We start from the raw sequence: 14,900 nt of genomic DNA on the forward strand, positions 1-14,900 counted from the left end.
AAAGGTCAGAGGAACAGAGTAAATGAGTGAAATTACTCATGACGGTGTGGAGCGCCAGCCGCTTCATAATTTTACAGAGAATGCCTACCTCAATTATTCCATGTACGTCATCATGGACAGGGCACTCCCTTTTATCGGCGATGGCTTAAAACCGGTTCAGCGGCGTATTGTATATGCCATGTCTGAACTGGGGTTAAGCAACTCCGCCAAATACAAAAAATCTGCCCGTACCGTCGGTGACGTGCTGGGTAAATACCATCCGCACGGTGACAGTGCCTGTTATGAGGCCATGGTGCTGATGGCACAGCCTTTCTCTTACCGTTACCCGCTGGTGGACGGACAGGGGAACTGGGGGGCGCCGGATGATCCGAAATCCTTCGCTGCCATGCGTTATACCGAATCACGCCTGTCGAAATATGCGGAAGTGCTGCTCAGTGAACTGGGACACGGCACCGCAGACTGGGTGCCGAACTTTGACGGTACGATGCAGGAGCCGAAAATGTTACCGGCACGCCTGCCGAATATCCTGCTCAACGGTACTACCGGGATTGCGGTCGGTATGGCAACCGATATTCCGCCGCATAATGCCCGCGAAGTCACGGGTGCACTGCTGGCACTGATCGACAAACCATCACTGTCTCTTGAGGAGGCGATGACGTTTATCCCGGGCCCGGATTATCCGACAGAAGCGGAAATCATCACCGGACAGGAAGATATCCGTAAGATCTATAAATCCGGCCGCGGCTCTGTTCGTATGCGTGCGGTATGGACAACGGAAGACGGTAATGCGGTGATCACCGCATTACCGCATCAGGTGTCCGGGGCGAAAGTGCTGGAACAGATAGCCGCACAGATGCTGGCAAAAAAACTGCCGATGGTGGAAGATCTGCGCGATGAATCAGATCATGAAAACCCGACACGGCTGGTGGTTGTGCCGCGCAGTAACCGGATCGATCTTGAGCAGGTGATGACACATCTGTTTGCCACCACGGATCTGGAAAGAAGCTACCGTATCAACCTGAATATGATCGGTCTGGACGGACGTCCGGCGGTCAAAGGGCTGATTGAGATCCTCAATGAGTGGCTGGTTTACCGCCGCGAAACGGTGCGCCGCCGCCTGAACCACCGGCTGGAAAAAGTGCTGCGCCGTCTGCATATCCTCGACGGTTTACTGCTTGCGTATCTCAATATTGATGAAGTGATTGATATTATCCGTTCAGAAGATGAACCGAAACCGGTGCTGATGGACCGCTTCGGGCTGAGTGATACTCAGGCGGAAGCGATCCTGGAGCTGAAATTACGTCATTTGGCCAAACTCGAAGAGATGAAAATCCGCGGCGAGCAGGATGAACTGGCCAAAGAGCGCGATAAATTACAGGCAATCCTCGGCTCTGAGCGTCGTATGAATACGCTGCTGAAAAAAGAACTCGAAGAAGACGCGAAACAGTTCGGTGATGATCGCCGCTCCCCGCTCAATGAGCGCGAAGAGGCGAAAGCCATGAGCGAACATGACATTCTGCCGTCTGAGCCGGTGACGGTTGTGCTGTCGCAGATGGGCTGGGTGCGGAGCGCCAAAGGTCATGATATCGACCCCGCCGGTATGAACTACAAAGCGGGTGACAGCTTCCTCGGCGCGGCACGGGGTAAAAGTAATCAGCCGGTGGTGTTCCTGGATTCCACAGGGCGCAGTTACTCGCTCGATCCGCTGGAACTGCCGGGAGCCCGTGGTCAGGGTGAACCGCTGACCGGTAAACTGACACCGCCGCCGGGAGCTGTTTTTGAACAGGTGCTGATGAATGATGAAAATCAGAAGTACCTCATGGCTTCGGATGCCGGTTACGGGTTTATTTGTACCTTCAGTGACCTGGTGGCGAAAAATAAAGCCGGGAAACTGCTGATCACGCTGCCGGATAATGCGAAAGCGATGACGCCGATTGAGGTGAATGACGAGGAAAACGATCTTCTGCTGGCGGTATCGCAGGAAGGACGGATGCTGCTGTTCCCTGTCGGTGATCTGCCTCAGTTGTCAAAAGGGAAGGGGAACAAGATTATCTCCATTACCTCTGCTGCGGCCGCCGCCGGTGAAGATGGTCTGGCGCATCTGTTTGTGATCCGGCCGGATGCCAGTGTGACACTGCATTTCGGCAAGCGTAAACTGACGCTGCGTCCGGAAGATCTGCAGAAATTCCGTGCTGAGCGCGGACGCCGCGGTACAGCACTGCCGCGCGGTATGCAGAAAAAGATCGAACGGATTGATATTTCTGAGCCGGAGCCGAAGGTGTAATCTCCGGCATTAACAGCGATACTATTCACGGGGCAATGATTGCCCCGCTTTTCTTAAAAGGCCATTTTGCGGGGGACGCATGTTAGCCATTTTACGTATTATCATCGTTATTTTTTATTGTATTTTCGGCAGTCTGGCCGGCATTCTTATCTGTCTGACCAGCCCGCGTAACCCGAAGCATGTGATGACTTTCGGCCGCATGTACGGCAAGCTTTCCCATGTTTTCGGTATTAAAATGGTGTACCGCATTCCGGAAGAAGCGAAGCATTACGGCTCCTGTGTATATGTGGGTAATCACCAGAACAACTATGACATGATCACCATGTCCAATGCGGTACAGCCGCGCACGGTGACTGTCGGTAAACGCAGCCTGATCTGGATACCGTTCTTTGGTCAGCTGTACTGGATTTCGGGAAATATCCTGATTGACCGGGGTAACCGCAGCAAAGCACATAACACGATTACCCAGGTGGCGGATCAGATTAAAAAGCGTAATATCTCTGTCTGGATGTTCCCGGAAGGCACACGCAGCCGCGGGCGCGGAATGCTGCCGTTCAAAACCGGTGCTTTCCATGCGGCGATGGCAGCCGGTGTGCCGGTAGTGCCGGTGTGTGTATCCACCACTGAGGGGCGCATTAAGCTGAACCGCCGGAATAACGGTGTGGTGATTGTGGAAATGCTGCCGCCGGTCGATACGTCAAAATACACCCGGGAACAGGTGCGTGAACTGGCAGAGGACTGCCGCCAGATGATGATCAAACGTATCGCAGAGCTGGATAAGGAAGTGATTGAAATGGAAAAACAAAAAGGCCGTAAAGACGCTTAATCCCCGTGATTATTACGTTATACATACAATACTGGCCTTATTATTTTGCAACTTATCATAGATAAGTTTAGGAATTGCTCTTCATCCGCTATATCATACGCTTAACACTCCGTTGTTAAGCGTATGCCTTTCATTAAAGATAACACGGATGTCTCTGTCTGCTCCCCGGCATACGGGTGTTCGGCACAAATCATAAAAATCATGAAAACGTTTTTTTCGGAGATGCTATGACACTGAGTCGGCGCCGGTTTATTCAAGCATCCGGCTTAGCTGTGTGTTTAGGTTCACTGCCTCTGTCTGTCCGTTCGGAAGACGAGGGCGGCAGCCAGCCGTTGCCTGTTCCGCCGTTGCTGGAAAGCCGCAACGGGCAGCCGCTGTTTCTGACGATGCAGCGTACACACTGGTCATTTAACGGTAAAAACCAGGTCAGTGTCTGGGGGTTTAACGGCCGTTATCTCGGGCCGACCGTGCGTGTCCGCAATGGCGATGATATCAAAATGATATACAGCAACCGCCTGTCTGAACCGGTATCGGTCAATGTCAGCGGACTGCTGGTGCCGGGAACCGTCGCCGGAGGCGCCGCACGTCTGATTTCACCGAATACCGAATGGTCACCGGTGATCCCGGTACGCCAGCCGGCAGCAACCTGCTGGTATCACGCGAATACCCCGAACCGGATGGCTCCGCATGTCTATAACGGGCTTGCCGGGATGTGGATTGTGGATGATGAGGAAAGCCGCAGTCTGCCGTTGCCGAAAGAGTATGGTGTTAATGATTTCCCGCTGATCATTCAGGATAAGCGTCTGGATTCCTTTGGTTCTCCGGAGTACCGCACAGAAGATGGTGGTATGTTTACCGGTGACCGGCTGATCGTTAACGGAGCGGAAGATCCGTATCTGGAAGTGTCAAAAGGCTGGATCCGGCTGCGCATGGTTAATGCTGCCAACGCGCGCCGCTTTGAACTGAAACTCAGTGACGGCCGCCCGTTCTATATGATCGCTTCTGATCAGGGCCTGCTGCCGTCACCGGTGGCGGTTGAAGTATTGTCCCTGTCGCCGGGTGAACGGCGCGAAGTACTGATCGATATGTCAAAAACAGAAACGCTGACAATCACAGCCGGGGAATCCGCCACCCTGACAGAGCGCTTTAAAAGCCTGTTTGAGACATCAGACACGCTGGTGAATACCAATGTCCTGACGATTCGTGCCACCGGCCTGATTTCGCTGGTGACAGATAATTTACCGGCCACGCTGATTCAGGACCCGACACAAATCACAACCGGTGTCCGTAACCGCGATGTGGCACTCAGTTTGTCACCGCCGGGCATTAACGGTGCGATGTGGGATATGAGCCGCACCGATATCCGTACGCAGCAGGGTAACTGGGAGCGCTGGGTTGTCACAACCGATACACCGCAGCCGTTCCATATCAGTGGTGTCCGCTTTAAGGTGATCAACCATAACGGCCAGTCTCCGCAGCCGCAGGATTACGGCTGGAAAGACACGGTCTGGGTTGACGGGCGAAGTGAATTACTGGTGCAGATGATGCAGCCGTCTTATTCCCACTTCCCGTTCTTCTATTACAGCCAGTTCCTGGAACAGGCTGACAGAGGGGTTGTCGGGCAACTGGAAATTGAGCAATCCTCTCAGTATTAAATGACGATAAATAAAAAAGGCTGAATATTTATTCAGCCTTTTTTATTTGGTTTTTCAGCGGCTCAGCAGCCGTTTTTCTTCATCCCGCAGCCAGCGGGAGAAGGTGCCGGCAACGGCGATAAACTGAATAATTCCGGTATCCGGTTCTTCGGTCTGCCCCAGCAGGAAGGTGATCGCGTGGCGTTTTCCCGGATACAGCGCAATGGCTTTTCCGGCCATCTGCGGCAGCGGCAGCGGGTAAGTGCAGGTTTCATAATCATTCCACACCAGTGCCGTGGCACGCAGCAGACGCCGCGCTGTTTCACGTTTGATCCGGCGGATTTCAGCCAGCGGCGGGCTTTTCTGTAACTGCATCAGATTGGTGCGGACCAGTACCGGAAAATCCCCGTTAATACCATGAATAATCTCACGATTAAGTGTCACGACCGGCAGTTTCAGAGTCAGGTCATCACCCCAGACCGGCAGACAAAAATGCGCCAGCCAGTAAGACCAGACCGGTTGCTCTTCCGCGGACGTGGCTTCTGACAGCAGGCCGGTATCAAATCCTATTTTTGATACACTGCTGTGGCGGCTGGTCAGCGCTTTATCAAGACAACGGAGAATGGTTTTTTCAGCCGCACTGAGTGGCCGGTGCAGAACCAGAGTCAAATCCAGATCAGAACGGCCCGGAACAGCGCGGCCTTCCGCCACACTGCCGTAAACATAGATACTGTGCAGCACGCCCGGCAGAGCGGTGCACAGGGAGTGTATTGCATCCTGTATGACGTCCTGAAATTCCGGCTGAAAAGTGTATTTATCTGTTTTCATTATCATTATCATCAGCTCATTGCAACCCGGACGCCAAAGCCAATCAGGACGACGCCAAGTACTTTATCGATATATTTCTGAATCCTCGCCAATCCGCGGCGTAACGGGGCACTCTGAATCAGCAGCACCAGAGATGGCCAGTAAACCACTGCCAGTCCCATTACAATAGCAGCATACCAGAGTTTTTCACCAAATCCGGAATGGATATCCAGTACCTGAGTAAAAATAGCAAGGAAAAACAGCGTCGCTTTCGGGTTCAGCAAATTACAGAGAAATCCCTGCATAAAGGCTTTCTTAAAGGAGACGTGCTGATGTGAGCCGTCTCCGGTATCAAGGGTATGTCCGGCCCGGGCCAGAAGGCTGTTGATCCCTATCCAGATAAGATAAGCCGCGCCGGCATATTTGAGGATCATGAACAGCCACGGCGTTGTGGTAATGATCACCGCAAGCCCCGCCACGCAGTAGGTCATGTGAACGGCGATCGCGGACAGCACACCCAGTGCGGTCATCATGGCGGCAGCGCGCTGATAGCGGGCTGCGTTTTTCACAATCAGAAAGAAGTCAGGGCCCGGTGAGATCATACCGAGCGCGGCGATGGTGGTAACCATCAGTGTGGCGTCATACATGTGCTATATCCTTGCCGAAAAAGACCCGAAAGCAGAGTAAAAGTATGACCCACATTCAAGAGTGAAGACAAATAAATTATTTGTATTGATGAAACACTGAATTCAGTCGACGGAATTGAGTAGTTTACGTATAGTGACGACAAAATTTCTCTCAGCCCTAAGGTGAAATGAATGAACATTAGCTTGATCGCTGCTTTAGCTATGGATCGGGTTATTGGCATGGAAAATGCGATGCCATGGACACTGCCGGAAGACCTGGCATGGTTTAAACGTAATACGGTCAATAAACCGGTGATCATGGGTCGTGTGACTTATGAATCTATCGGCCGTCCTTTGCCGGATCGCCTCAATATCGTGCTCAGCCGTACGCCGGGCGACGATGATCGCGTGGTCTGGGCTAAGTCTGTGGAAGAAGCACTGGCAATTGCACAGAAAGAAACTGACGGCGAAATCATGGTGATGGGTGGCGGTAAAGTTTACGGACAATTCCTGCCGCTGGCAGACCGTTTATACCTGACACATGTTGATGCGGAAGTCAGCGGAGATACTTACTTCCCGGACTATGAGCCGGATGAGTGGGACTCCGTGTTTATGGAATATCATGATGCGGATGAAGCAAACTCTCACGGTTTCTGCTTTGAAATCTTAGAGCGCCGCAAGAGCTGATTAATCAGTTGATTCGTATTATTTCATAAATAATATTAATACAAAAAAGCAGAGCCACCGGCTCTGCTTTTTTCTTGTCTGTGCCGGATACCCGGTCAGTCATCATCTTCATCCCGCACGGCAAAAGATTCCTGCCAGAAATAGCAGCGATCTTCCCAGCGCAGCATAGTCAGCTGTCCGCCCCAGCAACAACCGGTATCCAGCGCATAAATACCGCGTGGCGCGCCTTTCCCTTCCAGTGACGCCCAGTGACCAAAGGCCACACTGTAGCCTTCCGGCAGTTTTGACGGCAGGGCAAACCACGGTTTCAGCGGTGCGGAAACCTGATCCGGTTTATCCTTGCAGACCATATCCAGTTGTCCGCCGGGGAAGCAGTAGCGCATCCGGGTCAGCGCATTGGTGGAAAAACGCAGACGCGGCAGGCCCGTCAGGGAAGGTGACCAGTCATTCGGCAAATCACCATACATGGCGTTAATAAACAGCGGGTAGGTATCACTGCTGAGAACGGCTTCCACTTCACGCGCACAGGTAACGGCGGTTTCCAGATCCCACTGCGGGGTGATCCCGGCGTGAGCCATGATCAGTTTTTTCTCATGATCGACCTGTAACATCGGCTGGCGGCGCAGCCAGTTGATCAGTTCATCCAGATCCGGTGCGCTGAGCAGTTTATTCAGATGATCGCGCGGTTTGTTACGGCTGATCCCTGCGTAGATCCCCAGCAGGTGAAGATCATGATTGCCGAGCACCAGCCTGACACAGTCTCCCAGGCTTTTGACATAACGGAGAACATCCAGTGAATCCGGGCCGCGGGCGACCAGATCACCGGTCAGCCACAGAGTGTCAGCCTGCGGATCAAAATCAGCCTGAGCCAGTAATGCGCGAAGTTCACGGTAACAGCCGTGAACATCGCCGATAAGATAGGTTGCCATAGAGAATCAGTGAATAAAGGTTGGTATTGCGAGCCGGAAAACAGGGATTTCGCTGATGAAATCCGCACCCTCGTGATCCACCATAGTGTAGTAACCTTCCATGGTGCCCAGCGGTGTTTCCAGGACTGTGCCGCTGGTATAACGATACTCTTCACCGGGCCGGATCACCGGTTGTTCACCGATGACACCTTCCCCCTGAACTTCTGTCTGGCGGCCTTCACTGTTGGTGATACGCCAGTAGCGGCTGATAAGCTGCACAGGATCACGACCCAGGTTGCGGATAGAAACGGTATACGCAAAAACATAGCGTTCCGCATCCGGTTCAGACTGACTTTCGATATAGACACTCTGAACCTGAATACAAATTCTCGGGTCGTTATTCATGATGAATCCCCTATGAGGCGGGATGTTCCGCCAGGTAATTGGCCATCAGACAGTATTGCGCAACACTGATATTCTCTGCACGGGTGGCCGGATCAATACCCAGTTCAGTCAGGGTTTCCGGACTGAACAGATCACCTAAGCTGTTGCGGATCGTTTTACGGCGCTGGTTAAAGGCCTGAGTGGTCACCCGGCTGAGCAGTGCGACATCTTTCAGTACATACGGATTTTCGCGGTGCGGGATCAGGCGGACAACCGCTGAATCCACTTTCGGTGCCGGGCGGAATGCCGTCGGCGGCACATCCAGAACCGGTACGACCTGGCAGTAGTACTGCGCCATAACACTCAGACGGCCGTATGTTTTGCTGCCCGGACCGGCAACCAGACGGTTAACCACTTCTTTTTGCAGCATAAAGTTCATATCACTGATTGCGTTAGTGAAAGTGAACAGATGAAACATCAGCGGCGTGGAAATATTGTACGGCAGGTTACCGAACACACGAAGCGGCTGACCGCGCTCCTGTGCCAGCGCCGTGAAATCCACGGTCATGGCATCCTGCTGAATAATGGTCAGTTTGCTTTGCAAAAACGGATGGCTGGCCAGACGGGCGGCCAGATCACGGTCAATTTCAATGACCGTCATTTTGTCCATGCGATCGGCGACCGGCTCAGTCAGTGCAGCCAGTCCCGGCCCGATTTCAACAATCGCCTGGCCGGGTTGCGGGTTAATCGACGCGACAATGCTGTCGATAATAAATTGATCGGTTAAGAAGTTCTGCCCGAAACGTTTACGGGCAAAATGCCCCTGATGGACTCGTGTATTCATTGACTGTTTTTAATCATTGTAATCGCTAAATTTAATGCGGTGATAAAACTACCCGCATCTGCTTTGCCGGTACCTGCCAGTTCCAGGGCTGTGCCGTGGTCGACAGAGGTCCGGATAAACGGCAGTCCCAGCGTGATATTCACGGCACGGCCGAATCCCTGATATTTTAGCACAGGAAGGCCCTGATCGTGATACATGGCGAGCACGGCATCCGCGCGCTCCAGGTATTTCGGCTGGAACAGGGTGTCTGCCGGCAGCGGACCTTCCAGGGAAATACCCTGTGCCCGCAGCTCATCCAGTGCCGGGATAATGGTGTCGATCTCTTCATGCCCCATATGGCCGCCTTCCCCCGCATGCGGGTTCAGACCACAGACGATGATATGCGGCTGCGCAATACCGAATTTGGTGCGCAGGTCATGATTGAGAATGGTGATCACTTCATGCAGGCAGGTGCGGTCAACCGCCGCCGGAACCTGCAGGATTGGCAGATGTGTGGTGGCCAGTGCCACCCGCATTTCTTCCGTGGCCAGCATCATCACCACACGCTTGCAGTGGCTGCGGTCGGCAAAAAATTCAGTGTGACCGATAAACGGGATCCCGGCATCGTTAATAATGCCTTTGTGTACCGGTCCGGTGATCAGTGCACCAAATTCACCCTGCAGACAGCCGTCACAGGCGCGTGCCAGAGTTTCTGTTACATAAGCCGCATTTGCCACATTCAGCTCACCGGCAACCGCCGGGGCTTTCAGTTCAGCAGGCAGAATGGTCAGTGTCCCGGCGCGCTGCGGCTGACAGGCGGTATCCGGTGAATAAGGTTCAAGGGTGAGCGGCAGTGATAGGGCGTGTGCGCGTTGCTGCATCAGTTGCGGGTCGGCACAAACTACCAGTTTTACCGGCCAGTCGCGCTGTGCCAGCGCGACTGTCAGGTCAGGACCAACCCCGGCAGGTTCGCCGGGGGTAATAACGACAGGTTTCAGCTTATTTGTTACTGCCATCTGAAATTTCCACGTAAGCGCCGGCGCGCTGTTCCTGCATCCAGCTTTGTAATTCTTCACTGAATTTACGGTTAAACAGCATACGGTAGGCGCGATCTTTCTGAGCCGCTTCGGTCTTATCCACGTTGCGGGTATCTTCAAGCTGGATCAGATGCCAGCCGAAAGATGAACGGACAGGCTGACTCAGTTCGCCTTTTTTCAGTTTCATCAGTGCATCACGGAAAGCAGGGTCGTAGATATCAGGCATTGACCAGCCTAATTCACCACCGCGCAGGGCAGAACCCGGATCTTCTGAGAATTGTTTTGCCGCAGCGTCAAAGGTGGTTTTACCGCTTTTCACATCAGAAGCAATCTGCTGCAGTTTGCTGCGTGCCTGCTCATCGGTCACTATCGGTGACGCTTTGATCAGAATATGGCGGGCTTTTACTTCAGTCACAGAAATCGGCTGATTGTTTCCGCGGACTTCATTCACACGCAGAATATGGAAACCGACACCGGAACGTACCGGCCCGACAATTTCACCGCTTTTGGCAGACTGAAGACGTTCAGCAAACAGACCCGGCAGTTCCTGTAAACGGCTCCAGCCCATGTTACCGCCTTTCAGCGCCTGCGGATCGGCAGAATAGGTAATCGCCAGTTTACCGAAGTCCGCGCCACGCTGAAGTTCATTCATAATGGTGGTGACTTTTTCTTTCGCGGTATTCATCTGCGCTTCTGTCGGATTTTCCGGCAGCGGGATCAGGATGTGGCTGATGTTCAGCTCAGTATCCGCAGCATTCTGGGTACTGATCAGGTTTGCCAGGGACTCAACTTCCTGAGGCAGAATTACCACACGACGGCGGACTTCATTATTACGGACTTCCGCCATCATCATTTCTTTACGGATATCGCTGCGGTATTTGTCGTAGCTCATACCGTCGCGCTGCAGACGCTCTTTCATCTGGGCCGTCGTCATATTGTTCTGACGGGCGATATCTTCGATAGCACCATCAACAGCCTGGTCAGGGATAGTGATTTGCATCTGTCCGGCCATCTGCATCACGATGTTGTCCATGATAAGACGTTCAAGAATCTGCTGACGTAATGTTGCCTGATCAGGAATCTGCTGACCGGCATTGCGGGCATTCATCGTGACAGTCTGAAGCATATTGTTGACATCACTCTCCAGAACCACACCGTTATTGACCACTGCCGCGACTTTATCAAGCTGCTGCGGTGCTGCAAATGATGCTGTGCTTGCCGTGAACATCAGGCTGAGAATGAGTGTTCTCCAGTTTTTCATAAGTATCCCATCATGTTTCGTATCGCCGTACCACCGGTACGGCATGTGAAAATTGTGTCAGCTCAGGCGGTTAAAATGCCGGGACATACGGCAGAATACCACGTTCAAGCATTTTCTGACTGCCCAGACTGTAATTGCTGCTCATACCGCGTAATTCGATATTAAACGTGATTTTATTGTCGTATTCACTGGCATCATTTTTCCAGTCGATAATCTTACGTTCGTAACCGACGTTTGCCGCCCAGCAGCAGGTATTATATTGCAGACCGACTAACTGGCTGGCCGGCTGGCTCTCTTTGGTGTCATAGTAATACTGACCGACAAAGGCCCACTGCTCGGCAACCGGCCAGCTGGCGACGATACCGACCTGAGAGATACCTTTCTGGTTCGGGCGCGTAACATAACCTCCGCCGTACTGAGTATGCTGGCGCATTGCCTGAATATAGTCACGGTCCACATAGCGGTAGTTCAGCTGAATCAGACGCTCTGCATCCTGGCGGTACTCCATCGTGGCATTCGACATGGAGACACTGCCCAGACGGCGGTCATACTGGATACCGCCTTTCAGACCCCAGTTGTCGTTATAACGCCACATGGCATCACCTGCCCAGACCATCGAGCCGGTTTCATCTTTTTCATCCACAACCGTTTTTTGAGAATCACCGGTACGCGGACGTTCAAAGTAGTAGATTTGACCCACAGAAACATTAAATCGTTCAACTAATTCATCATCATAAATCCGGCTGGTTACCCCTGTGGTCACCTGGTTGGCAGAGGCAATACGATCCAGACCACTGTACATACGGTCACGGAACAGGCCGCTGTAGCTGGACTGCATCAGGGTGGAGTCGAAGTTATTGATGTTATCCTGGTTTTTATACGGGACATACAGGTACTGCGCACGTGGCTCTAATGTCTGGGTGAAGCTTTCATTAAAGAACATCGGCCGCTCGAAGATCATCTTCGCATCAGCTTTAAACTGCGGCAGCACACGGGTAACATTTTTTTCCAGCCCGGCGTTATTCGGTGTATCAGGAATGTCCTGATCATAATGGGTCGCCATCAGCTTCGCTTCAGTATTGAAGCTGGCCCAGCCGTTAGACAACGGCAGGTTGAGGGTTGGTTCCGCATGCAGACGGGTGGCATCCGGATTATTTTTACCCACGCTGGTAAAGCGGGCGACCTGACCATAGGCGCGGAAATCAAACACACCGAGGTTGTTTTTATAATAGTTGAGATCCAGCTGCGGTTCGGCACGGTAGGATGTCGCGTTATCATTATTGGTCAGGATCTGGAATTGTTTGGCCGTAACGGTGGCATTCCAGTTTGACTTGCGGATACCTACTGCCAGTTTCTGTGTGGCATAGCCGTCAGTGGAGTTACCGTAAGCGGATGTAAAGTCAGTAAAATAGCGCGAATCGCTGACCTTGGTGTAGTCAGAAGAGAACCACCAGTCCTGTGCGAATGAGCCGTTGTGACCCCAGTAGAATAACCAGCGGTCATTCGAATCACGTTTCGCCCATTCTGCATTACCACCGGCGTTTTTATCTTTCTTGTACTGTTCATCATCCAGCAGGAAATCGAATGCCAGTGTGCCTGCACCGAACTGAGTGAGGTAACGGAATTCGTTATCCATTTTCAGACCACGTTTACTGAAGTAATGCGGTGTGAAAGTGGCGTCATAATTCGGGGCAATATTCCAGTAATACGGCAGGGTAAATTCCAGGCCGGATGATTTGGAATAGCTGCCGTTCGGGATCAGAAAACCGGAGCGGCGTTTATCACCGATCGGTAACTGGAGATACGGGCTGTAAAATACCGGAATATTGGCGACGCGGAAGCGGGCATTCCAGATTTCCGCAACCTGCTCTTCCCGGTCAATAATGACTTCAGAGCCTTTGACGCTCCAGCTGTCATTGCCCGGCAGACAGGAGGTAAAGACCCCGTTTTCGAGGATGGTATAACGGTTGTCGCCGCGGAGTTTCATTTTGTCGGCATCACCGCGACCCTGGCGGCCGACCATCTGATAATCGCCTTTCTCAACATCAGCATCGTTATTGTTGAGATTCATCCGGGCTTCAGGGCCTTTCAGACGAATTTGCGGATCAGAATAGCGGACATCACCGGTCGCTGTCGCAATGCGCACAGGATCAGTTTCTTCGCCGCTCTGAGTGACTTCCACTTCGTTCGCTTTCAGATTCTGGTTACCTGAGCGGATATCGACACCACCGGTATATTTTACCGCACGCGGATATTCGCCTGACATACCTTCTGCAGTGATATTGACAGGAAAATCACCGGCTTCCCCGTCAACAACCGGCTCGTCATACACCGGAACGCCCAGCATACATTGCTCGGCAAGAGTGGCGGCTTGTGCAGCCTGACTGTATAGCGCTGCCCAGATAATGGTGGCCAGCAGGGTTGGATAACTCTTCTTCATAAGTATGTCTGCAATTCCGTCCTCGGTAGCACATTGCCCGAACGCCAAAAGCCTAATTTACACGAAAAAAGAGCGTGCGTGAAACACGTTCACGTATCCAAATGGCGTTAGGCATCGTACAGAATGGGTAGTATGATAATGCAAAATTGCGCCAGGGGCATTGTTGAATTGAGGAGTATATGCACTATTTGGGAAAAATCATCGGAATTTTATTAGGTATGGCATCCGGGGCCGGTTTTTGGGGCATTTTTCTCGGTTTTCTTATTGGTCATGCGATTGATAAAGTCCGCAGTCAGCAATTGGGTGGCTCATTCAGCAACAATCAGTCCAGACAGGCACTCTTTTTCACTACCACTTTTCAGATCCTCGGGCATCTGACCAAGTCAAAAGGTCGTGTGACAGAATCTGATATCTATCTGGCTACCGCGCTGATGGATCGCATGCAGTTGCACGGCAGTGCGCGGACGCAGGCTCAGAATGCGTTCCGTGAAGGTAAAGCGGCCGGTTTCCCGCTGCGTGATGCATTACGTCAGTTACGCCGTGCCTGCTACGGGCGGGCGGATTTGCTGCGTATGTTTCTGGAAATCCAGATCCAGGCGGCATTCGGTGACGGCGAACTGCATCCGAACGAGCGGCAGGTACTCCTGGTGATCGCCGAAGAGCTGGGTATTCCGCGTCATCAGTTTGAAAATGTGCTGGCAATGATGCAGGCGCAGATGCACGGCGGGGCACAAAGCGGCAATTGGCAGCAGCAGTCTCAGCAGGGCTATTACCGTGATCAGACCGCCGATCTCGCCGCCGCTTACCGGGTGCTGGGCGTGAATGAAAGCGATGACAGTACCGTCATTAAACGCGCCTACCGCAAGATGATGAGTGAACATCACCCGGATAAACTGGTGGCGAAAGGATTACCACCTGAAATGATGGAACTGGCGAAAGAGAAAGCGCAGTCTATTCAGGCAGCATATGATCTCATTAAAAAAGAGAAAGGCTTTAAATAATCCGGTATAAAACGGTTTTTAAGGTGTAAAACGTGTTGCCGGGAAAGTGCAGAGCGGATCATATTCTTTTCATATAATTGCTATAAAATATAAATGCAGTTGAAAAATTACGTAAATATTTTATTAAATATGTTAAGGATATGATCCATGGCCAATACCCGTGTTCTTATCGGAGTAGCGGG

General features: G+C 52.2%; 13 protein-coding genes. 5 read left to right on the forward strand and 8 right to left on the reverse strand.

Going from position 1 to position 14,900, the window contains the following annotated elements; all coding sequences use genetic code 11:
- Positions 1-22: 22 nt before the first annotated feature.
- From parC to ftsP, 3 genes are all read left to right on the forward strand, one after another.
- Entirely contained in the window at positions 23-2,284 is a 2,262-nt protein-coding gene (gene parC, locus JC793_RS02430; RefSeq protein WP_218427382.1) for a DNA topoisomerase IV subunit A, read from the forward strand.
- 79 nt (positions 2,285-2,363) lie between these two features.
- Positions 2,364-3,110 (forward strand): 1-acylglycerol-3-phosphate O-acyltransferase, encoded by a 747-nt coding sequence (locus JC793_RS02435; protein WP_218427384.1) that lies wholly within the window; start codon positions 2,364-2,366, stop codon positions 3,108-3,110.
- Positions 3,111-3,337: 227 nt separating this feature from the next.
- Entirely contained in the window at positions 3,338-4,765 is a 1,428-nt protein-coding gene (gene ftsP, locus JC793_RS02440) for a cell division protein FtsP (protein ID WP_166706973.1), read from the forward strand.
- Between the two features lie 54 nt (positions 4,766-4,819).
- Here ftsP and JC793_RS02445 read toward each other — a convergent pair whose 3' ends face one another.
- Both JC793_RS02445 and JC793_RS02450 read right to left on the reverse strand, forming a co-directional pair.
- Positions 4,820-5,578 (reverse strand): nucleotidyltransferase domain-containing protein, encoded by a 759-nt coding sequence (locus JC793_RS02445; RefSeq protein WP_247717307.1) that lies wholly within the window; start codon positions 5,576-5,578, stop codon positions 4,820-4,822.
- 5 nt (positions 5,579-5,583) lie between these two features.
- Complete coding sequence (locus JC793_RS02450) at positions 5,584-6,198, reverse strand: LysE family transporter (protein WP_218427386.1); 615 nt, start codon at positions 6,196-6,198, stop codon at positions 5,584-5,586.
- A 171-nt stretch (positions 6,199-6,369) separates the two neighbouring features.
- Here JC793_RS02450 and folA point away from each other — a divergent pair, with 171 nt between their 5' ends.
- Complete coding sequence (folA, locus tag JC793_RS02455) at positions 6,370-6,864, forward strand: type 3 dihydrofolate reductase (RefSeq protein WP_046894147.1); 495 nt, start codon at positions 6,370-6,372, stop codon at positions 6,862-6,864.
- A gap of 95 nt (positions 6,865-6,959) precedes the next feature.
- On the opposite strand, the gene apaH is transcribed toward folA, so the two are convergent.
- From apaH to lptD, 6 genes are all read right to left on the reverse strand, one after another.
- Entirely contained in the window at positions 6,960-7,793 is an 834-nt protein-coding gene (apaH, locus tag JC793_RS02460) for a bis(5'-nucleosyl)-tetraphosphatase (symmetrical) ApaH (RefSeq protein ID WP_046894148.1), read from the reverse strand.
- Between the two features lie 6 nt (positions 7,794-7,799).
- On the reverse strand, positions 7,800-8,177 hold the full coding sequence (apaG, locus tag JC793_RS02465; protein ID WP_004237169.1) for a Co2+/Mg2+ efflux protein ApaG: 378 nt from the start codon (positions 8,175-8,177) through the stop codon (positions 7,800-7,802).
- 10 nt (positions 8,178-8,187) lie between these two features.
- Positions 8,188-9,000: a 16S rRNA (adenine(1518)-N(6)/adenine(1519)-N(6))-dimethyltransferase RsmA gene (rsmA, locus tag JC793_RS02470; protein ID WP_004237170.1), complete on the reverse strand. Its 813-nt coding sequence runs from the start codon at positions 8,998-9,000 to the stop codon at positions 8,188-8,190.
- Complete coding sequence (pdxA, locus tag JC793_RS02475) at positions 8,997-9,995, reverse strand: 4-hydroxythreonine-4-phosphate dehydrogenase PdxA (protein WP_046894149.1); 999 nt, start codon at positions 9,993-9,995, stop codon at positions 8,997-8,999. Before pdxA ends, rsmA begins: the two co-directional genes overlap by 4 nt.
- Positions 9,979-11,277, reverse strand: a complete 1,299-nt coding sequence (surA, locus tag JC793_RS02480; RefSeq protein WP_218427388.1) for a peptidylprolyl isomerase SurA — start codon at positions 11,275-11,277, stop codon at positions 9,979-9,981. Before surA ends, pdxA begins: the two co-directional genes overlap by 17 nt.
- A gap of 70 nt (positions 11,278-11,347) precedes the next feature.
- The gene (gene lptD, locus JC793_RS02485; protein ID WP_218427390.1) at positions 11,348-13,717 is read right to left on the reverse strand and encodes an LPS assembly protein LptD; all 2,370 of its coding nucleotides are present in this window, start codon (positions 13,715-13,717) and stop codon (positions 11,348-11,350) included.
- 179 nt (positions 13,718-13,896) lie between these two features.
- Here lptD and djlA point away from each other — a divergent pair, with 179 nt between their 5' ends.
- Positions 13,897-14,718, forward strand: a complete 822-nt coding sequence (gene djlA, locus JC793_RS02490) for a co-chaperone DjlA (RefSeq protein WP_046894152.1) — start codon at positions 13,897-13,899, stop codon at positions 14,716-14,718.
- Positions 14,719-14,900 lie beyond the last annotated feature (182 nt).

Source organism: Morganella morganii (assembly GCF_019242955.1).
GTDB classification, from domain to species: Bacteria; Pseudomonadota; Gammaproteobacteria; order Enterobacterales; family Enterobacteriaceae; genus Morganella; species Morganella sibonii.